At 61.2% G+C, this 24,018-nt stretch carries 28 protein-coding genes and 1 pseudogene; 2 read left to right on the forward strand and 27 right to left on the reverse strand.

Annotated elements, in window-relative coordinates; translation table 11 throughout:
- Positions 1 to 164: 164 nt before the first annotated feature.
- Positions 165 to 908 (reverse strand): 30S ribosomal protein S2, encoded by a 744-nt coding sequence (rpsB, locus tag RWV98_RS13015; RefSeq protein ID WP_280963020.1) that lies wholly within the window; start codon positions 906 to 908, stop codon positions 165 to 167.
- Between the two features lie 115 nt (positions 909 to 1,023).
- Positions 1,024 to 1,362, reverse strand: coding sequence for a winged helix-turn-helix transcriptional regulator (locus RWV98_RS13020; protein ID WP_317861258.1), 339 nt, complete (start codon positions 1,360 to 1,362; stop codon positions 1,024 to 1,026).
- 132 nt (positions 1,363 to 1,494) lie between these two features.
- Between RWV98_RS13020 and RWV98_RS13025 the strand changes: the two genes are divergently transcribed.
- Positions 1,495 to 2,289: a protein-ADP-ribose hydrolase gene (locus tag RWV98_RS13025; protein ID WP_317861260.1), complete on the forward strand. Its 795-nt coding sequence runs from the start codon at positions 1,495 to 1,497 to the stop codon at positions 2,287 to 2,289.
- Positions 2,240 to 3,115 (forward strand): Sir2 silent information regulator family NAD-dependent deacetylase, encoded by an 876-nt coding sequence (locus RWV98_RS13030; RefSeq protein WP_317861262.1) that lies wholly within the window; start codon positions 2,240 to 2,242, stop codon positions 3,113 to 3,115. Before RWV98_RS13025 ends, RWV98_RS13030 begins: the two co-directional genes overlap by 50 nt.
- Positions 3,116 to 3,156: 41 nt before the next feature.
- Here RWV98_RS13030 and RWV98_RS13035 read toward each other — a convergent pair whose 3' ends face one another.
- The 25 genes and pseudogenes from RWV98_RS13035 to RWV98_RS13150 form a co-directional block, all read right to left on the reverse strand.
- Complete coding sequence (locus tag RWV98_RS13035) at positions 3,157 to 3,840, reverse strand: D-lyxose/D-mannose family sugar isomerase (RefSeq protein ID WP_317861264.1); 684 nt, start codon at positions 3,838 to 3,840, stop codon at positions 3,157 to 3,159.
- Positions 3,837 to 4,637: a triose-phosphate isomerase gene (locus RWV98_RS13040; RefSeq protein ID WP_317861266.1), complete on the reverse strand. Its 801-nt coding sequence runs from the start codon at positions 4,635 to 4,637 to the stop codon at positions 3,837 to 3,839. The genes RWV98_RS13035 and RWV98_RS13040 overlap by 4 nt, the downstream gene beginning before the upstream one ends.
- 21 nt (positions 4,638 to 4,658) lie before the next feature.
- Positions 4,659 to 5,117, reverse strand: a complete 459-nt coding sequence (gene rpiB, locus RWV98_RS13045; protein WP_317861268.1) for a ribose 5-phosphate isomerase B — start codon at positions 5,115 to 5,117, stop codon at positions 4,659 to 4,661.
- Positions 5,118 to 5,140: 23 nt separating this feature from the next.
- A complete protein-coding gene (locus tag RWV98_RS13050) occupies positions 5,141 to 5,917 on the reverse strand; it encodes a TIM barrel protein (protein WP_317861270.1) in 777 nt (258 codons plus the stop codon).
- Positions 5,918 to 5,937: 20 nt separating this feature from the next.
- Positions 5,938 to 6,771, reverse strand: a complete 834-nt coding sequence (locus tag RWV98_RS13055) for a phosphogluconate dehydrogenase C-terminal domain-containing protein (RefSeq protein WP_317861272.1) — start codon at positions 6,769 to 6,771, stop codon at positions 5,938 to 5,940.
- The gene (locus tag RWV98_RS13060) at positions 6,771 to 7,457 is read right to left on the reverse strand and encodes a carbon-nitrogen hydrolase family protein (RefSeq protein ID WP_317865756.1); all 687 of its coding nucleotides are present in this window, start codon (positions 7,455 to 7,457) and stop codon (positions 6,771 to 6,773) included. Before RWV98_RS13060 ends, RWV98_RS13055 begins: the two co-directional genes overlap by 1 nt.
- A complete protein-coding gene (locus RWV98_RS13065) occupies positions 7,345 to 7,677 on the reverse strand; it encodes a hypothetical protein (RefSeq protein ID WP_317861274.1) in 333 nt (110 codons plus the stop codon). Before RWV98_RS13065 ends, RWV98_RS13060 begins: the two co-directional genes overlap by 113 nt.
- Positions 7,674 to 8,249, reverse strand: coding sequence for a hypothetical protein (locus RWV98_RS13070; protein WP_317861275.1), 576 nt, complete (start codon positions 8,247 to 8,249; stop codon positions 7,674 to 7,676). The genes RWV98_RS13065 and RWV98_RS13070 overlap by 4 nt, the downstream gene beginning before the upstream one ends.
- Positions 8,246 to 9,187: a carbon-nitrogen hydrolase family protein gene (locus RWV98_RS13075; RefSeq protein ID WP_317861276.1), complete on the reverse strand. Its 942-nt coding sequence runs from the start codon at positions 9,185 to 9,187 to the stop codon at positions 8,246 to 8,248. The genes RWV98_RS13070 and RWV98_RS13075 overlap by 4 nt, the downstream gene beginning before the upstream one ends.
- Positions 9,184 to 10,065: a sugar phosphate isomerase/epimerase family protein gene (locus RWV98_RS13080; RefSeq protein WP_317861278.1), complete on the reverse strand. Its 882-nt coding sequence runs from the start codon at positions 10,063 to 10,065 to the stop codon at positions 9,184 to 9,186. The genes RWV98_RS13075 and RWV98_RS13080 overlap by 4 nt, the downstream gene beginning before the upstream one ends.
- Positions 10,062 to 11,327, reverse strand: a complete 1,266-nt coding sequence (locus tag RWV98_RS13085) for a RuBisCO large subunit C-terminal-like domain-containing protein (protein ID WP_317861279.1) — start codon at positions 11,325 to 11,327, stop codon at positions 10,062 to 10,064. The genes RWV98_RS13080 and RWV98_RS13085 overlap by 4 nt, the downstream gene beginning before the upstream one ends.
- A complete protein-coding gene (locus RWV98_RS13090) occupies positions 11,317 to 11,952 on the reverse strand; it encodes a class II aldolase/adducin family protein (protein WP_317861281.1) in 636 nt (211 codons plus the stop codon). Before RWV98_RS13090 ends, RWV98_RS13085 begins: the two co-directional genes overlap by 11 nt.
- Before the next feature lie 124 nt (positions 11,953 to 12,076).
- Positions 12,077 to 12,742 carry a GntR family transcriptional regulator gene (locus RWV98_RS13095; RefSeq protein WP_317861283.1) on the reverse strand — a complete coding sequence of 222 codons (666 nt, stop codon included), beginning with the start codon at positions 12,740 to 12,742 and terminating at the stop codon, positions 12,077 to 12,079.
- A 171-nt stretch (positions 12,743 to 12,913) separates the two neighbouring features.
- The gene (locus RWV98_RS13100; protein ID WP_280961361.1) at positions 12,914 to 13,900 is read right to left on the reverse strand and encodes a sugar ABC transporter substrate-binding protein; all 987 of its coding nucleotides are present in this window, start codon (positions 13,898 to 13,900) and stop codon (positions 12,914 to 12,916) included.
- A 93-nt stretch (positions 13,901 to 13,993) separates the two neighbouring features.
- Positions 13,994 to 14,956, reverse strand: coding sequence for an ABC transporter permease (locus RWV98_RS13105; protein ID WP_280961360.1), 963 nt, complete (start codon positions 14,954 to 14,956; stop codon positions 13,994 to 13,996).
- Between the two features lie 14 nt (positions 14,957 to 14,970).
- Positions 14,971 to 16,515, reverse strand: coding sequence for a sugar ABC transporter ATP-binding protein (locus RWV98_RS13110; RefSeq protein ID WP_280961359.1), 1,545 nt, complete (start codon positions 16,513 to 16,515; stop codon positions 14,971 to 14,973).
- Positions 16,516 to 16,533: 18 nt separating this feature from the next.
- Positions 16,534 to 16,713, reverse strand: coding sequence for a hypothetical protein (locus tag RWV98_RS19465; protein WP_442872125.1), 180 nt, complete (start codon positions 16,711 to 16,713; stop codon positions 16,534 to 16,536).
- Between the two features lie 19 nt (positions 16,714 to 16,732).
- Positions 16,733 to 17,770, reverse strand: a pseudogene (locus RWV98_RS13115) (Tm-1-like ATP-binding domain-containing protein); the annotation flags it as partial.
- Between the two features lie 4 nt (positions 17,771 to 17,774).
- A complete protein-coding gene (locus RWV98_RS13120) occupies positions 17,775 to 18,800 on the reverse strand; it encodes a zinc-dependent alcohol dehydrogenase (RefSeq protein ID WP_317861288.1) in 1,026 nt (341 codons plus the stop codon).
- A gap of 185 nt (positions 18,801 to 18,985) precedes the next feature.
- Positions 18,986 to 19,750 (reverse strand): N-acyl homoserine lactonase family protein, encoded by a 765-nt coding sequence (locus tag RWV98_RS13125; RefSeq protein ID WP_280961356.1) that lies wholly within the window; start codon positions 19,748 to 19,750, stop codon positions 18,986 to 18,988.
- Positions 19,747 to 20,667 carry a sugar phosphate isomerase/epimerase family protein gene (locus tag RWV98_RS13130; RefSeq protein ID WP_317861290.1) on the reverse strand — a complete coding sequence of 307 codons (921 nt, stop codon included), beginning with the start codon at positions 20,665 to 20,667 and terminating at the stop codon, positions 19,747 to 19,749. Before RWV98_RS13130 ends, RWV98_RS13125 begins: the two co-directional genes overlap by 4 nt.
- 27 nt (positions 20,668 to 20,694) lie before the next feature.
- Positions 20,695 to 21,621: a sugar phosphate isomerase/epimerase family protein gene (locus tag RWV98_RS13135; protein WP_317861291.1), complete on the reverse strand. Its 927-nt coding sequence runs from the start codon at positions 21,619 to 21,621 to the stop codon at positions 20,695 to 20,697.
- A 78-nt stretch (positions 21,622 to 21,699) separates the two neighbouring features.
- Positions 21,700 to 22,509: a sugar phosphate isomerase/epimerase family protein gene (locus RWV98_RS13140; protein WP_317865758.1), complete on the reverse strand. Its 810-nt coding sequence runs from the start codon at positions 22,507 to 22,509 to the stop codon at positions 21,700 to 21,702.
- A gap of 263 nt (positions 22,510 to 22,772) precedes the next feature.
- Positions 22,773 to 23,036 (reverse strand): PRC-barrel domain-containing protein, encoded by a 264-nt coding sequence (locus RWV98_RS13145; RefSeq protein WP_280961353.1) that lies wholly within the window; start codon positions 23,034 to 23,036, stop codon positions 22,773 to 22,775.
- Between the two features lie 5 nt (positions 23,037 to 23,041).
- Positions 23,042 to 23,905, reverse strand: a complete 864-nt coding sequence (locus RWV98_RS13150; protein ID WP_280961352.1) for a polysaccharide deacetylase family protein — start codon at positions 23,903 to 23,905, stop codon at positions 23,042 to 23,044.
- Positions 23,906 to 24,018: the final 113 nt, after the last annotated feature.

The following is a 24,018-nucleotide window of genomic DNA, read 5'->3' on the forward strand; positions in this document are numbered from 1 at the left end:
TATCGATAGTCACCTTGCTTGGTGGGTAAAACAAATTAGTAATTAGTAGTTAGTAATTAGTAATTACTGTGCCGCACAAGCATGCGGGGTCATCAAGGCGCGAGCTGAAAGGCCATCGACCAAATTACTAATTTCTAATTCCTAATTACTAATTAAAAAGAATCTTATTCAGCCTGCGCTGCGGGAGCTTCGGCGGTCTCGGCCTTGGCCTCAACCTCGAGCTGCTCGCCCTGCTTGCCTTCCAGAACGGCGTTGGCCATGGTCTGGGAGATCAGCTTGATCGCGCGGATCGCATCGTCGTTGCCGGGGATCACATAATCGACCTCGTCCGGATCGCAGTTGGTATCAACGATTGCAACGATCGGGATATTCAGCTTGCGGGCTTCCGCGATCGCGTTCTTTTCCTTGCGGGAATCGACTACGAACAGCGCGCCGGGCAGCTTCTTCATCTCGCGAACGCCGCCGAGGTACTTTTCGAGCTTGGCGATTTCGAGCTGGAGCTTGATAACTTCCTTCTTGGGAAGCAGATCAAAGGTGCCGTCGGCCTGCATCTTCTGCAGCTGGTTCAGACGGGCGATACGGGTGCGCATGGTCTTGAAGTTGGTCAGCATGCCGCCGAGCCAACGGGCGTTGACAAAGAACTGGCCGGAACGCTCCGCCTCTTCCTTGATCGCGTCCTGCGCCTGCTTCTTGGTGCCGACGAACAGGATGGACTCGCCGGCTGCGGCGATGTCGCGAACGAAGAAGTAAGCTTCCTCGAGCTTCTTGACCGTCTTCTGCAGGTCGATGATATAGATACCGTTGCGTTCGGTGAAGATGTAGGTCGCCATCTTCGGGTTCCAGCGGCGGGTCTGGTGGCCAAAGTGCACGCCAGCCTCCAGCAGCTGCTTCATAGAGATTACTGCCATTTTTAATTTCCTCCTCGGTTGTTTCCTCCATCCCGGGTCATCTGACAGCGGCAACCTGCTTTACAGGTCACCAGCCGCTTTCATCACGGGATGTGTGAATTCGTGCTCTAATAGTTTAGCACTTTGCGCTTTCTTTGTCAATCATTTTTTGGTATCCTTTTCCCCATTCCTTCATCACGTCGATCACGGGTCCAAGGCTGCGTCCCAGCTCGGTCAACGCGTATTCCACACGGGGCGGCACCTCGGCGTAAACGGTGCGCGTGACGAGTCCGTCCGCCTCCATTTTCCTAAGGTTTGCGGTAAGCACCTTCTGGCTGATCGCGCCGAGCGATTTTTTCAGTTCGCCAAACCGCCGGGTGCCCGCCATCAGGTCGCGGATAATCAAAATTTTCCATCGGTCGCTGATCAGCGTCAGCGTGGTTTCAACCGGACAGGCCGGCAGCTTTCTCTCCATCGCTTCCTCCTTGGTATCCTTTGGGTACCTACCGCACATAAAAGTGCCTGCTTTACTTTTTTCGCTTGCAGGCCTATTATACAGATAAGAAGCGTAAAGCGCAAGAGTAGTATGGACGAAAGGCGGCAAAGCATGCATATAAACGGTGTGATGACGCAGGCGGAACGCCGCCTGTGGCTGATCCATTATTTAAAGGAAAAGGGCGGCCCGCTCGCGGACGCGCCTGTGCCGCCGGATGCGGACGGACAGCGCCGCCTGCTGCGCGGTCTGATGAACGTGCGCCCGCCCGCACCGATCGGGCCGGAGTTTTTGGCCGTGCAGGACGCATACCTGCAAACGGCGCTTTGTCACAAAGACGTGACGGATGCCGCCACCCTGCCCCTTACGCCGGACCGGCTGGGCCTTTGGCGCGGCGATATCACCACGCTGCGCGTGGACGCGATCGTTAACGCGGCAAACGGCGCGCTGCTCGGCTGCTTTATCCCCTGCCATTCGTGTATCGACAACGCCATCCACTCGGCCAGCGGCGTACAGCTGCGGCTCGCCTGTCATGATTTGATGAAACAGCAAGGCGCGCCCGAACCCACCGGCGCGGCCAAGCTCACGCCGGGGTTTAACCTGCCCGCCCGCTATGTCGTGCATACGGTCGGCCCCATCGTGCAAGGGCCGCAGCCGACGCGGGAGGACCGCGAGGCGCTTGCTGCGTGCTACCACGCCTGCCTGACCCGCGCCGTGGAGCACGGCCTCGCGTCCCTTGCATTCTGCTGCATCTCCACGGGCGTGTTTCATTTTCCAAACGAGCCTGCCGCCGAGATCGCCGTCCGAACCGTGCGCGATTTTCTAAAAAACGACCATACGCTGCAAAGGGTGATCTTTAATGTATTCACAGAACGGGACGAAACGCTCTACCGGCTGCTACTCGCCTGAAATACGCCGCGCGGCCGCGCTTTTCCAAAGCGCCCGCCGCGTGGTGATCGGCGGCGGGGCCGGACTATCCGCCGCCGCGGGCCTTTTGTACAGCGGCCCGCGCTTTACCGGGCGTTTCGCGCCCTTCATTGCCAAATACGGCTTGACCGACATGTATTCCGCTGGCTTCTATCCCTTTCCGAACGAGCGGGCGCGCTGGGCTTATTGGGCGCAGCACATTCTGGTCAACCGCATCCAGCCGCCCGCCCTGCCGCTGTACCGGCAGCTATACGGCCTTGTTGGCGCGCGCGAGCACTTTGTGATTACCACCAATGTGGATCACCAGTTTCAAAAGGCGGGGTTTGCCCCGGCGCGCGTATTCGCCGTGCAGGGTGACTATGGGGAGCTGCAATGCGCCCGCGCCTGCCACGGCGGCCTGTACCCAGCCGAGCCGGTCGTCCGGGCGCTGTCGGCCGCGACAAGGGATTGCCTTGTACCCGACGCGCTGGTGCCGCGCTGCCCGGTCTGCGGCGGCAAGATGGCGGTCCACCTGCGGGTAGACCAATCTTTTGTAGAGGACGATACGTGGCATGAGGCGTGCGCGCGATATGAGGATTTTCTGCGCGCCTGTATCGACGTGCCCACCGTGCTGCTTGAGCTTGGCGTGGGCTTCAACACCCCCGGCATTATCCGCTACCCGTTTGAGCGCCTTGCTCTCGCCTATGAGAATTTTTCGCTCATCCGCGTCAATCTGTCGGAAGCGCGGCTGCCCGACGAGCTAAAGTCACGCGGGGTTTCCCTCGCGGGCGATATGAAGGATACCCTGTCCGCGCTCGCCGCAAGATAAAAAGAAGTACGCTTTCGTTTGAAGGAAAGCGTACTTCTTTATTATTCTTCGGCGGGCGGATACTCGTTGCAGAGCAGATACAGCGGCGGCTCGTCCTCCTCGATCTGTGGAAAGCGGCCCTGCGGCTCGTAAAAACGGTTGTCCAAATGATCGTCATTCACCATGGATACCTCGCCGATGAGCACCGGCCCGTGTCCCGGTTCGGCCCAGAAAGCGTGGTACTGCCGCTGCGGCAGCGTAATGCTCATGCCGGGCGTCAGCCGTAAAACGGAGGCCGCGGGCACCGTGCGTTCCATGCCATCCAGCCGCACGGTAACGGGCGTATCCGCAAGTTCCTCCGCCGCCGTCGCGTTCCAAACCTGCACCATCAAGTTGCCGCCGCCCCGGTTGATGATATCCTCCATCTTGCTCCAATGGAAGTGGTTCGGGGAAAGCTGTCCCTCCTGTGAGATCAGCAGCTTTTCCGCGTAGGGCTTTGGGTACTTCTTGTCGGTCATGCTGCCGTTGCGGATCGTAAACAGCGCCAGACCGACGCGCTCGAACGCGCCGTGTCCGTAATCGGTAATATCCCAGCCCAGCATGTTGTCTCGTATCTCATCGCAGTCATGTCCCGCCAGCGCCCACTGCGCGGGCGGCCAAAACGCCCATGGCGGCAGATAAAAGCCCTGTTCTTTGACAAACGCCGCGGCATTTTGCAGAATCCGGTTGATCGCGGAACGCTTCATGACCGGCGCCTCCCTTCCGCTTTGTCCGCGAAAATGGGCAGTACCTGCCGGATGATCGCGGCAAACCGCTCCGCGTCCCACGCGCTGCGGCCGATGAATAGGCCGCCGATATCGGGCTGCGCCGCCAGCGCCGCAGCGTTTTCCGGGTTGACGCTGCCGCCGTACAGCACCGGGATCTTCGCGCCCGCCGCGCCGAACAATTCAAAAAGCGCCTGCCGGATCGCGGCGTGGCGCGCTTCGGCATAGGCGGCGCTTGCGGGCTCGCCCCCCACGCCGATGGCCCAGACCGGCTCGTAAGCGATCCAAAGCTGCTCCGCCCGCGCGGCGTCCACCCCGAAAAGCCCTTCCTTGAGCTGTGTGCGCAGCACCTCGTCGGCAATGCCGTGCGCCCGCTGCGCCTTGGTCTCGCCGACGCAGAGCAGCGCCGTCATACCGTGACGCAGGGCGGCGTGCACCTTACGGTTTTCCATTTCATCGGTCTCGCCCAGCACATGCCGCCGCTCGGAATGGCCGATCTCCGCGATGGTCACGCCCACCTCGGCCAGCATGGTGGGCGAAATTTCGCCGGTGAACTGTCCTTCATCCTCCCATCCCATATTCTGCGCGCCCAAACGAATGCCCGCCGCGCGCGCCGTAGCGCTCACGCGGTCAAGCGCGGTGTAGGATGGGATGACGAACAGCTCCATGCTCTCCCGGCTCAGATCCGCCGTTTGGCGGCCCAGCGCTTCGAGAAACGAGGCCGTTTGCGCGATATTCTTATACATTTTTGTATTAGTGCCGATATACAGCTTGCTCATCTGTCGCTAAGCCCCTTTCGGTCAGTGAAAGTTTGCGGCCTCGGTCTCTATGATCGCCTCCACCTTGGGCGTGGAGGGACCGTCCGCAAATTCGAGCTGCACCCAATCGGACGCGATCATTTTTGCCAGCTCCGGCCCGATCACGCGCGCGCCCATACACAGCACGTTGCCGTTATTGCTGAGGACCGACCGCCGCGCGGAATACAGATCGTGACCGACCGCCGCGCGAATACCGCGAAACTTGTTGGCCGTCATGCACATGCCGATGCCCGTGCCGCAAATCAAAATGCCGCGTTTGGCAAAACCGCTCGCTATCACCTTGTCGCACACCCGGCCCGCGATATGGGGATAGAGCGTGTCGTCCGCCGCTGAATCGCAGCCCACATCCTCCACCGTGCAGCCCAGCTTTTGCAGCTGCTCCCGGATGATGTTTTTCATTTCAAAACCCGCGTTGTCGCACCCAATGACGATCTCGCGCATGCTGTTTTCCTCCCTTCGTTTACTCAGTACCGCATGATCGCCCGCACCGCGCGTTCCGTCCCCTCGGACGGCTGCAGCGCGAAGCCCACCATGCCCTGATAGTCCATCTGCGTCAAACATTGCTTGATCGCGGCAAAATTAATTTCGCCGGTGCCGGGCTCGTGCCGGCCGGGCACATCGGCAAAATGGATATGCCCCGTGATACCCCGGTAGCGCCGCAGCGATTCGACCAATCTGCCGCCGTTTTGCTGCATGTGATACAGGTCGCAGAGCAGCCGCACGTTCGGGCTGCCCACCGTTTCGACGATCTCGGCGGCCAGATCGACATGCTCCATGAACACGCCGGGGTGCTCGGTGCCGCTGATCGCTTCGACCAACAGGATGATCCCCGCCCGCTCCATGTGCGGCGCAAGCTTTTTATAGGTATCGTACATGTTCAGCAGCTTTTTGGTCGCCGTCAATTCGTCGTGGCGGCACAGCACCTCGCTTTTCGCGCCCAGTGCGTTGGAGTGCGTGACCAGCATGCGCGCGCCCGCGCGGCGCGCCATATCGGCCGAACGGCAAACCAGCTCGATATATTCCTGCTGCCGCGCGCCGTCGATCGGCGAATAGAGCTCGTCCCCGGTGAAGGCGGCGATCGGGATGTCCGCCTGCCGGGCGGCGTTGATCACCGCGTCCATATCCTTTTCCAGCCACCCGGCAAACTCCACCGCATCGAACCCCGCGTCCTTCGCGCACTGAAAGCGCTCTAAAAAGGTTTTTTCGGTGAACAGCATTTCCAGATTCGCGCTTTTTTTCATATTTTCGACCTCTTTGCGTCTTACGAATGGAAATCCGCGATCTCGCGCGTAAATTCGCGGATGAACGCTATGTTCAGCACTTCTTCCTTCCAACCCGGCTTCATGATCAGCTCCATGCCGCGTTTCAGCGCGGCTTTCGCGCCGTCCGACATATTGTCCGGATCGGCGTCGCCGAAAGAGGTATGCAGCTGTGGGCGCAGGTGGCCGGTGACAAAGGAATGCGCGACCTCGCGCGGCACGCCCATGTCGATAATAACCTCCATGGCCTCGCGCATGGCTTCAAACAGCGGCGCGGTGACCAGCTCGACCACGCCGGGCTCCAGCATGCACATCTGCTCGGGCGTGATCCAAAACACCTTTAAAACCGGCTCGAACATGATGCGCGCCAGCGCTTCAAGTCCGGGCTTGTCCGCTTCGTCGCCGCGCACCAGCGAGCAAACGATATCCATCGGCGCGACGCCGCCCCAGTAGTCCTTCTGCACCGCCGGATCGTCGCTCGATGTGAAAACAGAGGGGTGGTTGGGGTGGATGACTAAGTATTTCAGGTGCTCCACCTCGGGGATCGCGCCCGAATAGGTGGCCGCCGGATCAAGCGTAATCAGGACCGCGCCCGGCTTCATGTTGGCGACCGCGTCCTTTGATACGAATTGCAGCACGCGGTCGGGTACCGCGAGGATGACATAGTCCGCTTCGCGCACCGCGTCCTCCAAGGGCTGCGGCCGCACGCCGAACGGCGCGAGAACGGCGGCGTTTTTTTCCACATAGGTCATCTCATACGCGGGGTCGTCCTTCAGTTTGGCCACCAAGCGGCGGCCCACCTTGCCGCCCGCGCCCACCAGTGCGATTTTGCTCATTATTGCGCTTCCTTTCCACATCCGGTCTGCGCGGCCTGCCGCCAAAGCGGCGCGCGCAGCGTTTCTTCATACATTTCACGGTACAGGTCGGGCCGCCAGTCGGGCGAGCCGACCCTTTGGTTAAATTCAAAATACGGGTAATGGGGCATGGTGCGCCCCGCGGTCATATCCAGCACAGCGGAAAACAGGCCGGGCGCACCGGCGCGCGCGCCGTTCAGCGGACTGCCCGCGGCGACCTGCGCCTGTTCGATGGGCTCGGCGGGCGATAAAATATGGCTGCCGCCCACAAAGCCCGCGCCCACAAGGTTCGCCACCGCGATAGGAATGGTGTTCAGGCCGACGCGACGCGTCAATATCTTCTGGTACGCCGCGCACATAGCGGGTTCGTTGACTGCCGACGCGCTCAAAATCAGCTGCGCGCCCCTTGCCTTTAAATAGCGCAGACCTTCAAAATAATAGAGGCAATCCTCGCCGCTGAGCAGGCCCACGCGGCCATACGGCGTTTCAAAGCAGGGCGGCAGCGAGCGCCCCGGTCTGGCCCAACGCGCCTCTACGGGCGACAGGTGCAGCGCATCATAGCGGCCCAGCAGCCCTTCCGGCCCACAAAGGACCACGCTGTTGTACACCGTATCCCCCTCGCGCACCGGCATGCCGAACGCCGCGTAGACCTGAAGCTCGCGCGTCAGCGCGGCCATGCGCTTCGCTCGCAGGGCCGGGCATGGGCTCGGCCCTGCTTTCCATGGACGCGTCCAACGCGCCCGCCCCGGCCAGCGCCAGCGCCGGAAACAGGATGATGCGGCTGCCTTGCCGCGCCGCCGCGCGCGTATATTCGAGCAGCCGCGCCAGACCGCCGCCCGTATCCGCCCGAAAATTCACGACCGATACCTTGACACAAGCCTGCATCACGTCGCGCCCCCTTCCGATATGGAAAGATCGGCGGTATAAAGCTGTAACCCGGGCGCGCCACACAAGCCGCCCACATACCATACGGGCCCTTCGCCCGCGCCCACCGGGCCGAGCACGCCGCCCGCGCTGCCCGCCGCAGCGACCACGGCGCGCGCCGCGCAGACCGTCAGTCTGGTATCGGCGCGGCGGGACGCGCCGCCGCGCAGGGGGCAAAGCAGCAGCCGCGCCCCCTGCCGCAGCGCGTTAAGCGCCTGCGCTTCGTCCGGCTCCGCGCCGGTCAGCAGCGCCGCCGGTCCCCACGGACTTTGCCAGAGGCCGGTGCCGCGCCAAATATCGCCCGACGGCGAACAGACCGCGCCGCCCGTTTCCAGCCCAAAGGCCGCGTAAACGCCATGCTCCGCCGCCGCGCGCGCAACCGCCCGCACGTCTTTTTCATCCAGCGAAACGACGGGGAAAAGCGCCAGCTCCGCGCCCTGCCGGGCCGCCGCGCGCACAAAGCCCGCCATGCGTCCGGCTGTATTTTCATGGCAGGCGGGCAGGCCCACCGCCGCCAGCGTAATGATCTGCCTCAATGCGCTCGCACCCTCCTTTGCCAATCCGGATCGTTGAGCACCGTGTCGCACATTTCCTGATAGATCGCGGGCCGCCAGCCCGGCGCTTGTCCTTCCGGTCCCGCCGTGAATAGGCGGCGCGTATGGCAGCATTCGCTTTCCGCCAGCGAAAGGTCGATCGCCGCGAGGAACACGCCGGGCTGCTGGCCCGCGGGATCACCAAAGGGATAGCCCGCGTAATACGCTGTTTCACCCACCGTTTCGCCCGGCCCCAGCACGCTGCTGCCGCCCATAAAGTGCTTGTAAAGGTCTAGGCCGACCAGATTGGCGCTCGCCAGATAAATGCTGTCCGCCAGCGCCATGCTCTCCAGATCCTCCCGGTTCACATTCGGCAGGATATCCTCAAAGGGCAGCGCGGTGACGTTGATGAAAAGCTGGCCGCCGCGCGCCTTGGTCATGCGCACCAGCTCGGGGAATTTGTAGCTGTCGTAGCAAATGCCGACGCCGATCACGCCGAACGGCGTGTCGAGGAACAGCGGTTCGTCCCCCCGTCGCGCCCAGCTCGCCTCGCCCGCCGGCATATGGACCTTGCGGAAGGAGCGCACGCTGCCGTCCGGCAGGCAGATCGCGGCGGAATTGCGCGTGACGGACGGATCGTCCCCATCCACCTCGGGCATGCCGAACAGGATGTAGGCGCCCGTACGCTTTGCGATCTCGCTTACCCGATCGGTCGCCGGGCCCGGAATCGTCTCGGCGAGCAGGGTCTGCATTTTTTGATGCAGCGGCTTGTCCGCTTCGTCATCGTAGCCGGTCAGGGCCAATTCGGGCAGCACGATGATGTCGGCCCCGCACAAAGCCGCTTGCTCGGCATAGGCGCAGATTCGCTCCAAATTCGCGTTTTTATCGCCCCAGACTGTTTTAAAATTGACAACCGCTATATTTACGACCGGATTCGTCATATGGTTTTCCCTCCTTCCGGCTCTCCAAACAGCTCGCGGAACAGGGCCGCGCTGCTATGGTATCCGTCCAGCTCGGTCTTGCCGGGCGGCGTGACCTGATTTTCCAAAATCACCGCGCCGCCGAACCGGTCCTGCCGCAAAGCCGCGGCCAGCTCGTCCAGCCACGGCGCCATCAGACCGCGCCCCAACGGACAATACGTCACTTCGGCCAGCGCGCGGCGGCAGCGCAAATCCTTGATGTGAATCTCCGCCACGCTTTCGCGGATGCACGCATAGGCGCGAAGCGGTTCTTCCCCGCTGTACAGGCAGTTGGCCGGGTCCCACAGAATGCGGAAGCGGCGGCTTTTCAGCTCGTCCGCCGCGCGCCGCGCCAGCGCCGCCGTATGCAGCACGCCGTTTGTCCCGGTCTCCACCATCAGGTCGATACCCTCGTCCTCGGCGATCCGGCACACCGGCTCCATCAGGCGCAGGTACGAGCGCCACGCGCCCCCGTCCGCCAGATGATTTTCCGCGCCGCCATAACCGAACAGCACGTTTTGCTTGTCAAACGAATTGATGCGCACCAGCCCGCAGCCGTGATAACGCGCCAAACGGATCGCACCGCGCAGATGCGAAAGCTCGTTTAGAAACGCGGGACTGTCCGGCCCGGTCTGGCTCAAGCGCAGGCCGCTGAACAAATTGCGCAGAATCGCCGTGCAGGTCACGCCGTTTTCGGCAAACAAGCGCTTTAGCGTTCGCTCCTGCTCGTCCGTCCGGTCGCCGTCCTCCGCGCCCCACGCGTATTGGATCTCCGCATAGGCAAAGCCATCCTTCCGGATTTGCCGCAGTGCGAACGCCGGGTCGCGCGAAACGCCGGAAAGCAGTACGCCGGCCTTCATGCCCGCCCCTCTGGCGCGCCCCATAGGTCTATCGCGCGGCCAAGGGCTTCGCAGCGTTGGGCCGCCTCGGCGAGTGGCACGCCGTCCGCCGTCGCCTGTACGGCGGCCATCGCGGCGCGCGCCCCCTCGGTAGTGCCCATGGGATGCCCCTGCACCGCGCCGCCGATGCCGATGATGCAGTCCGGCCCCAGCTCGCGCTGGTAGGCGGCCTGACTGCACGGCGTCACGCCGCCGCCCACCGCCGTCACCACCGGGCGCAGGCCGCCCAGCGGCAGACGCTGCGCCTGCACGGTCTTGCGAAAATCATAGCAGGCGTAAGCGTCGCCCGGCGGCGGGGTCATGGTCATGACCGCGTGCGCCCCGGCCAGCCGGGGCAGCAGCCCCAGAAATACCGCGTTCGACACGCCGCAGGCGCGCGAACAAAACGCGCCCACGCCCGCGTAGTGCGCCATGATGAACAGCTTATCCCCAAAGCGCCGCGCCAGCTCGCCCAGCGCGTCCAGCCCGCCGAATACGAAATTGACAAGGCATGCCTTCGCCCCCGCTTCGACAAGCGCCGCGGCGTTGTCCAGCATCTGTGTGGGCGCGCCCGAAATATTGGGTAAGTACAGCGTCTCGCGGCCGGTTTTTTCGTACGCCGCCCGCGCCGCCCCGCGGTAGGCGGCGAACCGCGCCCGCACATCGTTGTAATCCGGCGAAGCCAGCAGTTCGTCGTCCTTGATCAGATCGATGCCGCCCATGGCCGCCTGATAGAACAGCCCCGCGCCCTCTTTTGGGGAAAAGCCCGCGCACGGCTTGATCATGTTGAGCACCAGCGGCCGGCCCGTCACGCCGGTAAGATGGCGCAGCTCGTCCATCCCCTGCCGGGGGCCTTCAAACAGCTTGTCCGCGCCGCAGGCGAGTTCAAGATCGATCAGTCTGGCGCGCAGCGCCGTTGATACATCGTTGCCCAGCAGCGCGGTGAGCAGCATGGTCAGGCTGCCGCCGAAATTGGCCGCCGGGAACGCGATACGCAGCAAGAACGACGGCGCCTCAGCCGGGCCGGCATCGTACACGCCGAGCACGCGGCCTTGATAATGCGTCACCATATCGTCCGAAACGCCGGGCACGCTGATCCATGTACCCACGGTCTGCCCGACCGCGAACCGCCCCGCCCGCTCGAGCGCCGAAGCCCAGCCGAGCTGATCGGCCGCATAGGTGGCGATCACCGAAAGCTCGCCAAGCGACTCGCTCCGTCCAAAGGGCAAATGATCAAAGCGCATAGTCCTCCTCCTTTTTCTGTTCCGCGGCCCGCAGCAGCGCTTGCAGCACACAGACCTTGGCGGTCTCCTCGACCAGCTCGGCCGTGTGCTCGGCTTTCACTGCGGTCTTGCCCACCGCGACCAGTCCGTGCCCGCGCAGAATAAACGCGGACAGACCGGGGATATCCATAAACAATCCGCGCACCCGGCCCAGCTCTTCGGGCGGCACCACGGCCGCCTTGCAATCGAGCACCGGCACCGCGCCGCCCAGCTTTAAGCCGCTCTGCCAAGTCGCGGCCGGTATTTCGGCATGTCCCGCGCTCCACGCGACCGCCCACGGGCTGTGGCAATGCACGACCGCGCCCACGTCCGGCAGCGCTTCCAGCAGGGCGGCGTGCAGCCGCCATTCGCGCGTCGGCTTCGCCGCGCCGCTGGACAGCGGCCGGCCGTCAAAGCCGATTGCCGTCCACCCCTCGCCGCACGTGCCGCAATCGCCAAACGAACCGCCGGAGGATTTTACGATCATCCCCCGCCCATCCGGCAGGCGCGCGCTCAGGTTGCCGCCGCTGCCCGCCTGTAACCCGCGCGTGTAGGCGCGGTGCGCCGCGATCGTCAGGTCGCTCCAAATTGATTCATACCGCCCCATGGCACACTTCCTTTCTGCGCGCTTACCCTCCCCCTCCAAGGGGAGGGGTTGGGAACAAAAAAAACGCTGTCTCCCTTATGGCGCCGCTCGGTTCAAAAACGCCGGTTTTGCGGCGTGTTATTTCTTAAGCAAACGGATTTTCATAGGGCATCGCCATGTTCGCGTGGAACAGGGCGGTTTTCGAGTTTTGCAGGTGCACCCGCAGGCACGCCACCGCGCCCGCCGTGTCGCCCGCGTCCAGCGCATCCAAAATTTGCAGGTGCTCCTGCATCGAGCCGCCAAAGTTGCGCTCTTTCAGGCTGAGCAGGCGGTATCTGGTGTTTTCCTCGTAAATGGTTTCCAGAATTTTGTTTAGGCTCTTGTTGCGCAGCGGCTCCAAAAGCGCCAGATGGAACGCACAGTCCGCCTTTAGGTATTCGTGCATGGAAAAGCCGGCTGGGTTTTGCGTCCAATCCAGATAGAGCGCGCGATACTTTTCCCGCACCTCGGCAGGAACGCTGGCGGCCGTCGCTGACAAAACGGTCGGTTCCAAGATCTCGCGCAGCTGAAAGTTTTCGAGCACCGCTTCGAGCGACATGCGCGATACAAACACGCCTTTCCGCGGGATGATATCGACCAAATTGTCCTTTTGCAGCAAAATGAGCGCTTCACGGATGGGCGTGATGCTGGAAAACCCAAACCGCTCGGCCAGCCCCTGCTGATCGATCGACGCGCCGAACGCGACTTCTCCCGATAAAATCCAATCCTTAATGCTTCGATAAGCCTTTTCGGCTAAAGTTTCTTTTCGCATAATGCTTTCTCCTATCCCGATGCCTCACGCGCATCGCGCTGAAATGTGCATGATATAGGAGTATTATATCACAGTTGCTATGTTATTAGGATATTTTTAGTAGTTTATTTTAGGGCGGCGGCACGGTCGTTCCATGCCGCCGTCCGCTCTTGATCCAGTGCGTGTTTTCGCTTACTTGAGCGAGGCTCTGTACTCTTCCAAATTATCCTTATTGATCACCAGACAGGGCATGTCGACGTTCTTTTTAAAGTCCTCGCCCTTGATGCATTTGAGGGCCTCGTTGACCGCTTCCACGCCGAACAAATAGGGCTGCTGCGCGATCGTCGCGGTCAGCGTGCCCGCCTCGATCGCCGCAAGGCCTTCGTCGGTCGCGTCGAAGCCGTACACGTCCACATCGGTCAGGCCCGCCGCCTTGAGCGCCTCGATCACGCCCATCGCCGCGTCGTCGTTCGGCGCGAACACGGTGTTCATGTCCTTGAACGTGGTGATGGAGTCCTCCGCCATCTTGAGCACGTCCGCGCGGTCATAGTTGAGCTTGAGCGTCAGCATGTCGTAAGGCAGCTTTTTCTCGTCGAAGAAATCCGTATAGCCGGTTCTGCGCTGCTCGGTCAGCAGCACGCCGGGCGGGGTGGAGATGACCACGGTCTTCAGATCGTCGCCGCGTTTTTCATAGGCGTACTCGCCCAGCATTTTGCCTGCGCCGTAGTTATCCGAAATGATCACGCAGTCGACCTCGTCCTTGGCGCCGATATCGACGATAAAGATCGGAATACCGGCTTCCTTGACCATATCGATCATGGCGGAGGCGGATTCGTCGTCGATCGGCGAAAGAAGGATCGCGTCCACGCCCATGCTGATGCAGTCCTCGATCTGCGTCAGCTGGGTGCCCGCGTCCGCGTTGGAGTCGTAGGTGATATACTTGACGCCCAGTTCCTTGCACTGCGCTTCAAAGCCCTTTACCACGGTATCCCAATACTGGTTGGTCACCGTCTGGGTGATGTAAGCGATTGTGTAATCGCCGCTTCCCTCGGCGGACGCGCCGGCCTCGCTCTGCGGGTCCGCGGCGTCGGGCGCGTCGCCCGTTTTGCCACCTCCGCACGCAGCCAAAAGCAGCATGCTCATCGCCATCAGTATCGCCAGAATCCTATTGCGTTTCATAATTCTCCTCCTTTTAATTCTGCTTTGTTTTCTTTTCCCGCGCTGGCTCTTGCATCTTTCCCCCTTCCCCATCAGTCTGTCATGGTATGTTTATCACTCTTTGCGCCGCACGCGCAGCTGATCGAGTATCACGGAGAACAGGATGACCGCGCCCACGGCCACATCCTGCCACGCCGCCTGCACCTGAAGCAGGTTCAGGCCGTTGCGGATCACGCCCATGATCGCCGCGCCGATAAAGGTACCAAGCAGGTTGCCCTCGCCGCCCGACATGCTGGTGCCGCCGACCACGGTGGCCGCGATCGCGTCGCCCTCGTAATTGATGCCGCCGTTGCTTAAAGCGGAGCCCAGACGGCCGGTCAGGATCAGGCTGGCAATCGCCGCGCAAACGCCCGCGACCACGTAGGTGATCACCTGATACTTGACGGTATTGATGCCCGTGACCTTGGTCGCCTGCGGGTTGGAGCCCAAGGCAAAGATATAACGGCCGGTACGGGTCTTGGTCAGGATGATATGGCCGATCAAAAACAGGACGATACAGATGAAGATCGGCGCGGAAATGCCGAACGCATGGCCGATGCCGAACCAACGCAGCCCATCGGGCAATCCGGTGACCGGCTGGCCGTTGGTCAGCGCGGTGACAAAGCCGCGCAGCACCATCTGCGCCGCCATGGTGACGATAAAGGGCGGCAGGCTGAGCGTTGCGATGACCCAGCCCTGCGTCAAACCGACGAGCGCGCCAAGTACCAGAATGACCGCGACCGCCAGCGCCACCGAACCGGTGTTCACCGCGATCAGCGAGGAAACGACCGCCCACAGGCCGACCTGCGAGCCGACCGACAGGTCGATGCCGCCGCCGACGATGACAAACGTCATGCCGATGCCGAGCACGGCATAGCAGGAAATTTGCTTGACCACGTTGATCAGGTTCAAAACGGTGAAGAATTTATCGGAAAGCGAGCCCACGATGAGGCAGAGCACGATCAGGCTGAGGATCGGTCCGATGCTCAGCAAGGCCCCGATATCCCTCACTTTAAATTTAGCAATTTTCTGTTTCATGGAGCCCTCCCCTTTTACGCCTGCTGCGCCGTCGGTTCCTGCGACACGGTCTCGCGGGTGACGGCCAGCTTCATAATTTCAAATTCGTTTAATTCATCCTTTTGCAGTTCGCCCGTGATGCGGCCCTCGCACATGACCAGCACGCGGTTGCACATGCCGATGATCTCGGGCATTTCGCTCGATATCATGATGATCGAGATACCGCTGTTGCAGATATCGCTCATGATCTTGTAGATCTCCGCCTTGGCGCCCACGTCGACGCCGCGCGTCGGCTCGTCCAGAATGAGGATATCCATATCGGAGGACAGCCACTTGCCCACCGAGATTTTCTGCTGGTTGCCGCCGGAAAGGTTGACCAGCTTTTGCGTATACCGCGCGCAGCGCACGTTCAGCTTTTTCACCACGTCCTGCGTGATGTCAAGTTCGCGTTTTTTCGACAAAAGCCCCGCGCGCACGCATTTTTTCAGGCATGCGAGGGTCAGGTTTTCGCGCACGTTCATTTTGGTGATGATGCCGTTTTTCTTGCGGTCCTCCGGCACATAGCCCATGCCCAGCTTCATCATCTGGCTGATCTTCGGCCGTTTGATCTGCCGGCCCTTGAGCTCGATCTCGCCGCTTTCAAACCGTTGCAGGCCGAACACGCATTCCATCAGCTCGGTGCGGCCCGCGCCGACAAGGCCGGAAAAACCGAGCACCTCGCCCCGGTGCAGTTCAAAGGAAATATCGCGCAGCCGCTTGGCCTTGCAGTTCAGCCCGGTCACGCGGAGCATGACCTCGTCCGACACGGTCATCGGGGTATGGGTGTACATGCCGGACAGATCGCGGCCCACCATGTGCTGGATCAGGCTGTCGCGCGTCAATTCGCGCGTCAGATAGGTGCCGACCCGCTCGCCGTCGCGCATGACGGTGACGCGGTCGGAAATGCGGAAGATTTCATCCATGCGGTGGGAGATGTAGATGATCGCGATCCCTTTGCTTTTCAGCTCGGTGATCAGGGAGAAAAGCTTTTCCGTTTCGTCTATGGAAAGCGGCGCGGTGGGCTCGTCCATGATGACCACCTTGCTGCTCACGGACAGGCACTTGGATATTTCCACCAGCTGCTGCTGCGCGACGGTCAGGTTGCGCACCAGCCGGGTCAGGGGCACGGTCAGCTTGACCTGTTCGGCCAGCTCCTTCGCGCGCTCCATCAGCTCGTTCTCATCGACGAACGGGCCTTTCATATGCTCGTTGCTTAGAAAAATGTTATCCGCTACATTGAACGCCGGGATCAGGTTGAACTCCTGATGCATGATGGAAATGTTGTGATCGATCGCTTCTCTGGTGGTCTTAAAGTCGACCACCTCGCCCTCGATCGTGTACTCGCCCGCGTCCTTGGTGTATACGCCGGATATGATCTTTGCCAGCGTCGACTTGCCCGCGCCGTTTTCGCCCATCAGCGCGTGCACCTCGCCGGGAAGCAGGTCAAAATCGACGCCGTGCAGCACCTCGACGTTCGCAAAGGATTTCCGTATGCCACGGAGCATCAGGATCGGTTCCCTCGTATTCGTCTGTTCTTTCAACGCGCATCGCCTCCCTTTTTATGCGCTTCCCAGTGCGGCCGGGGTCTCGCGCCGCGCGGCCAACTCCTCAAACGCTTCCATGCAGCGCGCAGCAAACGCTTCGTCGTTGATATGCGCCTGCACGGTTTCCACCGCGAGATCGCCGCCGCTGTCCTTTAGGCCCGCTAAAAAGCCCGCGTCCGCCTCGGGATCGTACAGCGCGCAGCCCTCGCAGTTTTGCTGGCTGGAAGCCGCGCGCCGGGATCAGCACGCGCACCTGTTCGCCCGCGTCCGCAAGGCGCTCGCCGACGAACCGCCCGGCCGCCCGCAGCTCCTCGCCGCTGGCGCGCACATGCGTGTGGATCGAATTGTGCTTAAAGTACGCCCGGTCCCGCTTGTCCGCCGGCACCTTGTCCACCCCGTTGAACAGGATAAAATCCATGCTGCCCGGAATGAACAGAAACGGAATGCCCGCCCGCACCACGGGGCGCAGCCGATCCTCGTAATGCGGCATCAGCCCCTCGCAAAGGCCGTCCATGATATCGTGCGGGGATAGATCGATCACATACGAAATATCGCCCGCCGCGACCAGATTTTCCATCACATGCGCGCCCACACCGTTGCAGTGGAATACCAGCACCTCGTAGCCCCGGCGCTCAAGCGCCTGCTTGAGCTGCGTCGCGCACGCCGTCGTCACCCCGGCCATGGTGATGCCCACCACGTTGCCCGAGCTTTTTTCGTTGGAGCGCAGCTTGACCATGCCGCAGATCGCGCCCGCCGCCTCGTGCAGCACCTTGCGCAAAACGAAGTTCAGCCCCGCGATATCCACCACGGAATGCATGATCGCCATATCCGACACGCCGACAAAGGGCCCGAATACCGCGTTGCCGTTCGCCACGGTGGATACCATGTACTTGGGCACGCCCACCGGCAGCGCCTGCATGGCCGCGGTCGCGATGACCGTGCCCTGCACGCCGCCGACCGAGATCACGCCGTCCAGCCCGCCGTTTTCATGCATGCTGAGCAGCTTGCCGCGCAGCGCCTGCTGCATTTCAGCGATCGCCTCGTCCTTGCCGAGGCGGGCGAACGCCGCCGCGCTGAAGCCGGCTTCCTCCAGCAGCTCTTCCGCCCGGATATTGGCCATGATACCGCCGGAGGGCCGCAGGCTGCAATCGATCAGCACGGTCTCGCACTCGTTCTGCTCGATCAGATCGCGCAGATACGCGGCCTCCTCGTATTTGGTATCGAGCGTTGCCAGCACAGCAACCTTGTTCACATCCCTACACCCCTTTCTCGGGTACCAGCACCACCTTGATGCCCTTGTCCTCGCCGCCGCGCACAGCCTCGAACACCGCGCGGCCCTCCGAAAGCGGATATGTCGTCACCAGTTTATCAAACTGCACCACGCCGTCCCGCAGCGCTTCCAGCGCCTGCTCAAAGTCGGACATGTAATGGCACTGGCAGCCGTACGCGGTCAGCTCGCGGCTCACCAGCTGGCGGAAATTCACTTCGGTAAAATCATGACCCATGGCGATAAACAGCAGCTCGGCGCCCGGGCTGATCACGCGGAACGCCTGTTCGCGCACCGCCGAAATGCCCGCGCAGTCGACGCAAAGATCGACCTTTTTGCCGCCGGTCATTTCCATCACCGCCGCCTCGACGTCCGCCGTGCGGGAATCGACCGTGATCGTCGCGCCGATCTCCTTTGCCGTTTGCAGGCGGCCGGGCACCACATCCACCACGGCGACGTTCTTGGAGCGGGAAATCGCAATGGACGCGGCCAGCAGGCCGATCGCGCCCGCGCCGAAGATCACCACGTTTTGGAACGTTTTCTGCCGCAGGCGGTTAAAGCCGTGAATCACGGTCGCGAGCGGCTCGGAGATCGCGGCCTCCAGCGCGGAAACGCCCTTAGGCACGCGGATCAGGTAACGCGCGTCCACCGAAACCCTTGCGGCAAAGCCGCCCGGCAGCTCCGCGCCGTACAGCTCGGCGTTCGGGCAGAGATTAAAGCGGCCCTGCTCGCACATATCGCACTTGCCGCAATAGGTCATGGTCTCCACCGTGACCGCGTCGCCCACCTGAAAGCCGGTCACGTCGTCCGCCATTTCGGCGATCGTACCGGCAAACTCATGGCCGAACAAGATCGGAAAGCGCCAAGTGCTTTCCGCGCCGCGCACCACGTGCATGTCCGATCCGCAGATGCCGCAGCCGGCGACATCCAAGATTACGTGGCCGGGCTTGAGCTGGGGCTCGGAAACATCGATCCATTCGATCGAACGATCCGCGTTGATGACTAGGCCCTTCATAATGCACTCCTCCATTTATCCCGTGGGTGAATCGATATTTGATTGGCTGAAAGCCATTGTTTTCTAAGTTTCGCGGCCCACTCCGGCCGGGGCGGTTTGCGCCGCCCCGGCCAAAGCGCCGGTGTGGGAGAGTTTGCCCCAAATGGGCAGAGAAGAATGAGAAAGAGAATGAAAAACAGGTAAGTTTAGGGGTATTGCGCAACGCCAAGATGATAGGTATCGTGCGTCATCAGCACATGGTCGGTATCCTCCGCGCGCTCCATCACCAGTTCGATGCTGTGCCACAAATCGATCATGTTGCAAAAACGGCCGGGCGGCGTGATCGGCCAGCCCTTTTGCGGCTCCGGACGCATATTGTCCCGGAGGAACATCAGGTCGCCCACCAGATAGTAAACGCCGTTTTCCGTCTGCACGGATACCGCCATGTGTCCCGGGGAATGCCCCGGCGTGGGGATCATGCGGATGCCCTCGAACACCTCGGTCTCGCCGTCCAGCAGCGTGAACGTCCGGCCCGCGAAGGGCGGCGTCAGCCCGGTCGCCGCCGGGTATTCGTAGGAAGCCCAGTAGAAGGGCAGCGGGTCGTTCGCAAACTCATATTCGATCCGGCTGGCGTACAGCGCGGCGTCCGGGAACTTCTCCAGATTGGAGCAATGGTCCCAGTGCAGATGCGTGAACAGGATCGCGTCGATGTCGCGGGGCGCAATGCCTTCCGCCGCGAGCAGCGCGTCGATCGCCCGTCCCTCCTCCTGCAAGCCGTCATGATGGTATTTCACCGAACGCTCGGTGTCCGCCATGCCGGTATCGACCAGATATTTTTTTCCGCCGCCTTCGATCAGGAATGCGAACACCGGCAAATCGAGAATGGTCCCGTGCCCGTTCCGGAAGGTGGCGTAGTCGCCCTTATCCAGATACTGGTGTCCCGTGTTCAGCGGACGGATGGTGTAATTCATACACCTTCCTCCCGACACACGCGCTCCATCTCCGCGATCGCGAGCTCATGCTCATGTACCAGCGTGTCGTGATCGCCGAACGGCTCATACCAAGCCGCCGGATTGCGGGCCGCGCCCTTGGCGTCGCCCAGTTCCAGACAATAGGGGCCGTCGTAGCTCACGTCGGCCAGCGCGCGCATGAGAGCGTTGAAATCGTTCTTGCCCTTGCCCGGCCGCCAGTGCACGTTGCTCAGGCCGTGGTTATCGGCCAGCTGCACATTGAAAATATGTTTGTTGACGCGGTAAGCAAAAATTTCAGCCAGCTCGCCCACCATCGTCAGGTTGGCCACATCATAGGTCACGCCCACATTGTCCTCGCCCAGCTTTTCAAGCAGGCGCAGCACGGCGTCCGTATTGCGCGCCCAAGAGGTGGGCTGGTTCTCGATCGCCAGCTTCATGCCCTTTTCGCGGCAGACGGCGGCGAACTGATGCAGCGTATCGAGATAATCCTCGTAGTTTTGTGCAAAATCGGGATTGTCCGGCAGCTTTACCTCCCAGACCTGCATGCTGGGCTTGTAGTGCTCGTCGATGATCTCCACATCGAACGGATAGGACGCCGCGACCGTGATGAGCTTGGCGCCGAGCGCTTCGGCAATGTCCGCCGCCCGGCGAAAATCGCGGACAGCCTGTTCCCGCTCGCTCTTATCCACGCTGGAAGCGCCCTGCGGCGTTACGTTCAGCGCGGTCAGCGCCAGTCCGGTTTGTGCAAGCTGCGCTTTCAGCGCGCTCACGCGTTCGTCGGTATAATACTGTGCAAGCTCTTCGCGGGTGCGAATGCGCAGCTCCACGCCCTTGCATCCGGTTTTTGCGATCGATGTGATCGCGTTTTCATAAGGGGGCGCCCAGTCAAACGCCCATACGGCAGCCGAATAGACCATGTTATCTCCTCCTAAATTATTCAGTATTTATACGAGCGTCAGGCCCTCTTCCCGGCAGATCTGCTTTAAGAACTGCTCGGTCAGCTTGTACTCCTTCGCAATACGCACGGGATCGGCGTTAGCGGGCTTGGCCAGCGGGTCAACCGGCTCGAACGGGCTGGACGGCAGGCCGGCCGCGCCGGGCACGTCCTCCAGCTCCACGGTGATGTTGCCGTCATAGCCGATGGCCTTCAGCGCGCGGAAGAACGCGTTCCAGTCGATCTTGCCCTTGCCCGGCCGCCAATGGCCGTTGGTCAGGCCGTCGTTATCCGAAACATGCACGCCGAACACATGGCCCGCCAACCGGTACGCGACCTGATCGGGCATTTCGCCCATCGGGAACAGGTGGCTGGGATCGATGTTCATGCCGACCCGGTCGGAGCCGACATGCTCCAGAATGCGCAGCATGGAATCGGCGTTCTTCATGTAGCGGTGGGGATGCGGCTCGAAGGCCAGACGGTTGTCCAGTTCCTCGCACACATCCGCCAGCTTGCGGACCGAGCAGATGAAGTCTTCATAGTTGCGGTCAAAGTCCAGCCCCTTGGGGATATCGAGCGAGAAGGTCTGGATATTCGGGCGGCCCATTTCCTTGGGGTATGCAAATTCAAACGGTGGGGGCGCGCAGATGATCATCTTGGGCGAACCGAGCTGATTGCCGATATCGGTCGCGCGCTTGAAAAATTCAACAAACTCGTCGCGTTTGGCGGCCTCCGCGTCGGACGAACCGCTCATACCGAAGAACACGCCGGTCAGCTCCATGCCGCGGTCCGCAATCTGGCGGCGCAGCTCTCTGTTCTTTTCCGGGGTGTAGTATTGCATGGCTTCTTCGCTCCACACGGTCAACTCCACGCCCTTCCAGCCGAGCAAGGCGATCTGATCGATGGCTCCCTCGTATGGCGGCGTCCATCTGAACACCCAGGTAGTGCCTCCTAAGAACATGACATTTCCTCCTTTTTTATAGCGCCGGTGCCTCGCCCGGCGGTTTTTCCTTTTTTACAGCGCGCAAATCGCCTTGTAGCTCTTCATCGCTCTGTCGCATATGGTCTCGATCGGCTCTTCCCAATAAGAGCGGCGGAACACCTCGACCGACAGGTAGCCGTCGTAGCCGGTCGCGCGCAGGTTCTCCATATAGCCCGCGAGGTCGAGTACGCCTTCGGTCGGATATAGGCGGTCCGGATCGGCCAGACTTTCGCCCTCGCCCGCCTCGCTGTCGTTTACATGGACGATGAACAGCTTGTCCAGCGGGATCTCGCGCACCGTTTCCACATCCACGCCCGTGCGCGAATAGTGAAAGGTATCGACCAGCGTGCCAAGGTTATCGGGATTGCCCGCCCGCCCGATCAGGTCGAGCGTTTCCAGCGGGCCGGGAATCAGCGTGTGGCCGCTGATCGGTTCGATCGCCAGACGCACGCCGTGCTCCGCCGCCATCGCGGTCAGCACGCGCAGCTCCTCGGCGTAGGCCTGCCGCGCCTTTTCCTTGCTCATCTCGATCGGCCTGCCGTAGGGACAAATGGTCAGCATATTGCAGCCAATCACGGATGCGATCTCTAGGCCGCGCGCGATATCGGCCCGGCACTGCGCGGTCTCCCGGAACGGAGAAAACGCAAACGGGCAAATGCCGATCGCTTTGATCCGGTTTTCCTCCAAAAGCGTTTTCAGTTCCTTTGCCGTGTGCGCTTCCATAAAGGCCACTACCTTGTCCCACCACAGCTCGAGCCCCTCAAAGCCGGCGGCGGCAGCCGCGGGTATCTCGGTTTCCAGCGGGTATTTCATCGCTGTCGCGCCATTCAGTGCCGGTCTCATCAATGCAATTCCTCCTTTATTTGTGTGTTGCGTTGTATTTATATCTGTTCTATATTTGTAATATATCACTGATATTTCTGTTTGGCAACAGTTATTTTTCTTTTTCCCGCTTTTTGTAGGATTGCTGTGTTTCAGGTGCCGAAACTTGTCTATTATTACGGTATGCTCCCCCTTTCTCACTGTTTTTGTGCAGTTTTTTACAGGTATAAAAAGGGCGCGAAGACCGCTTATCGCGGCTTCGCGCCCTGCGCTATCCATCGGTTTTAATGTCTCGGCCGCGGCGGCGGGCCTTCGCGCCAGCGGACAAGGATATAATCCTCGCCCATGGTTTCGATGCAGTTCCAGGGGATCACGCAGTCTTCCCTGCTGAACATGCTGAGCAGCCCGCCGCGTCCGGGCACGACGATCGCGGTGATGCTGCCGCACGCGGGGTCAAAGATCAGGTCGCAAACCTCGCCCAGCCGCGCGCCGTCGCACAAGTTAATCACTTCGCGGCAGTGCAGCTCGGAAAACCGCATACACTCCATTCCGCTCACTCCTTTTTCAGCTTTTCCATAAAGGTATCCGTGCTCACGCCGGCCGGGCGGTTGAAGCGGCCCATTTCGTAAAGGCAATCCGGGTCCCGCGTCACGGTGTTCACCCGTTCCTCGCAGCCCAGCGTGCACTGAAAGCCCATATCCTTTAGGACCTTCTCGCTCTCGTCCGAACACGCGCCAAAGGGATAGGTATAGCAGGTCGGTTCGGGCAGTCCGGCCTCAATCAGCAGTTGCTGGGTCGCCTCGGTATCCTGCCGTAGAAAGCTGGCGTAACCCACCTGATCCTCGCCGCGGCGGCGCAAACAGCCGCGCCGCTCGCCGTATTCGTGCAAATTCCAAGAGTGGTTCTGCACCTCAAACACATCGTCCATCTCACCGAGGTGCGTCAGCTTCAGATGGGACCAATAGGCGTTTTCCTGTCCGTTCTCCGTATACAGCGCGGTCTGGCTGCCGATGATCGAAACCACCGCGCGCATGCCGCGCTCCTGCAGCAGCGGATAGGCATAGACATAGTTGTTATAATACCCATCGTCAAAGGTGATCATGACCGGCTTGTCGGGCAGCGGCGTTCCCTCCCCCACATAGGCGAGCAGATCGTTCACGGTGATGGTCTCATAGCCCTCTTTTTTCAAATAGTCCAGATCGGACGCCAGCGCATCCGGATGCAGCACATATTTGCCCTGCCGCGCGCCGTCCTTTAATATACTGTGATACATCAGGATCGGCAGGCGCACCCCATCCGCTTCTCCAAACGCCATTTGCGCGCGGCCATCCCACAGTCTGCCCGCGCCGATCAGCCCGCACAGAATAAGCACCGCGCATATCGCTTGCGTGATTACGCGCCGATAACCGAGTTCCAAAACAATACCCCCTTGGAAATACATCCTCTGCCAAAGAATATGCCATAGCCGCGCGGTTTTATGACTGGCTGACAAACCCCGCGCTTGTGGCAAGGCGCGTTTTCGTTTATAAT

It is taken from the genome of Agathobaculum sp. NTUH-O15-33 (genome assembly GCF_033193315.1).
Taxonomy (GTDB): Bacteria; Bacillota; Clostridia; order Oscillospirales; family Butyricicoccaceae; genus Agathobaculum; species Agathobaculum faecihominis_A.

What these genes read in the sequence shown, in the direction of transcription:
- rpsB (WP_280963020.1), bottom strand. Translation starts at nt 908, where the DNA reads ATGGCAGTAATCTCTATGAAGCAGCTGCTGGAGGCTGGCGTGCACTTT.
- RWV98_RS13020 (WP_317861258.1), bottom strand. Translation starts at nt 1,362, where the DNA reads ATGGAGAGAAAGCTGCCGGCCTGTCCGGTTGAAACCACGCTGACGCTG.
- RWV98_RS13025 (WP_317861260.1), top strand. Translation starts at nt 1,495, where the DNA reads ATGCATATAAACGGTGTGATGACGCAGGCGGAACGCCGCCTGTGGCTG.
- RWV98_RS13030 (WP_317861262.1), top strand. Translation starts at nt 2,240, where the DNA reads ATGTATTCACAGAACGGGACGAAACGCTCTACCGGCTGCTACTCGCCT.
- RWV98_RS13035 (WP_317861264.1), bottom strand. Translation starts at nt 3,840, where the DNA reads ATGAAGCGTTCCGCGATCAACCGGATTCTGCAAAATGCCGCGGCGTTT.
- RWV98_RS13040 (WP_317861266.1), bottom strand. Translation starts at nt 4,637, where the DNA reads ATGAGCAAGCTGTATATCGGCACTAATACAAAAATGTATAAGAATATC.
- rpiB (WP_317861268.1), bottom strand. Translation starts at nt 5,117, where the DNA reads ATGCGCGAGATCGTCATTGGGTGCGACAACGCGGGTTTTGAAATGAAA.
- RWV98_RS13050 (WP_317861270.1), bottom strand. Translation starts at nt 5,917, where the DNA reads ATGAAAAAAAGCGCGAATCTGGAAATGCTGTTCACCGAAAAAACCTTT.
- RWV98_RS13055 (WP_317861272.1), bottom strand. Translation starts at nt 6,771, where the DNA reads ATGAGCAAAATCGCACTGGTGGGCGCGGGCGGCAAGGTGGGCCGCCGC.
- RWV98_RS13075 (WP_317861276.1), bottom strand. Translation starts at nt 9,187, where the DNA reads ATGACGAATCCGGTCGTAAATATAGCGGTTGTCAATTTTAAAACAGTC.
- RWV98_RS13080 (WP_317861278.1), bottom strand. Translation starts at nt 10,065, where the DNA reads ATGAAGGCCGGCGTACTGCTTTCCGGCGTTTCGCGCGACCCGGCGTTC.
- RWV98_RS13085 (WP_317861279.1), bottom strand. Translation starts at nt 11,327, where the DNA reads ATGCGCTTTGATCATTTGCCCTTTGGACGGAGCGAGTCGCTTGGCGAG.
- RWV98_RS13090 (WP_317861281.1), bottom strand. Translation starts at nt 11,952, where the DNA reads ATGGGGCGGTATGAATCAATTTGGAGCGACCTGACGATCGCGGCGCAC.
- RWV98_RS13095 (WP_317861283.1), bottom strand. Translation starts at nt 12,742, where the DNA reads ATGCGAAAAGAAACTTTAGCCGAAAAGGCTTATCGAAGCATTAAGGAT.
- RWV98_RS13100 (WP_280961361.1), bottom strand. Translation starts at nt 13,900, where the DNA reads ATGAAACGCAATAGGATTCTGGCGATACTGATGGCGATGAGCATGCTG.
- RWV98_RS13105 (WP_280961360.1), bottom strand. Translation starts at nt 14,956, where the DNA reads ATGAAACAGAAAATTGCTAAATTTAAAGTGAGGGATATCGGGGCCTTG.
- RWV98_RS13120 (WP_317861288.1), bottom strand. Translation starts at nt 18,800, where the DNA reads ATGAAGGGCCTAGTCATCAACGCGGATCGTTCGATCGAATGGATCGAT.
- RWV98_RS13125 (WP_280961356.1), bottom strand. Translation starts at nt 19,750, where the DNA reads ATGAATTACACCATCCGTCCGCTGAACACGGGACACCAGTATCTGGAT.
- RWV98_RS13130 (WP_317861290.1), bottom strand. Translation starts at nt 20,667, where the DNA reads ATGGTCTATTCGGCTGCCGTATGGGCGTTTGACTGGGCGCCCCCTTAT.
- RWV98_RS13140 (WP_317865758.1), bottom strand. Translation starts at nt 22,509, where the DNA reads ATGAGACCGGCACTGAATGGCGCGACAGCGATGAAATACCCGCTGGAA.
- RWV98_RS13145 (WP_280961353.1), bottom strand. Translation starts at nt 23,036, where the DNA reads ATGGAGTGTATGCGGTTTTCCGAGCTGCACTGCCGCGAAGTGATTAAC.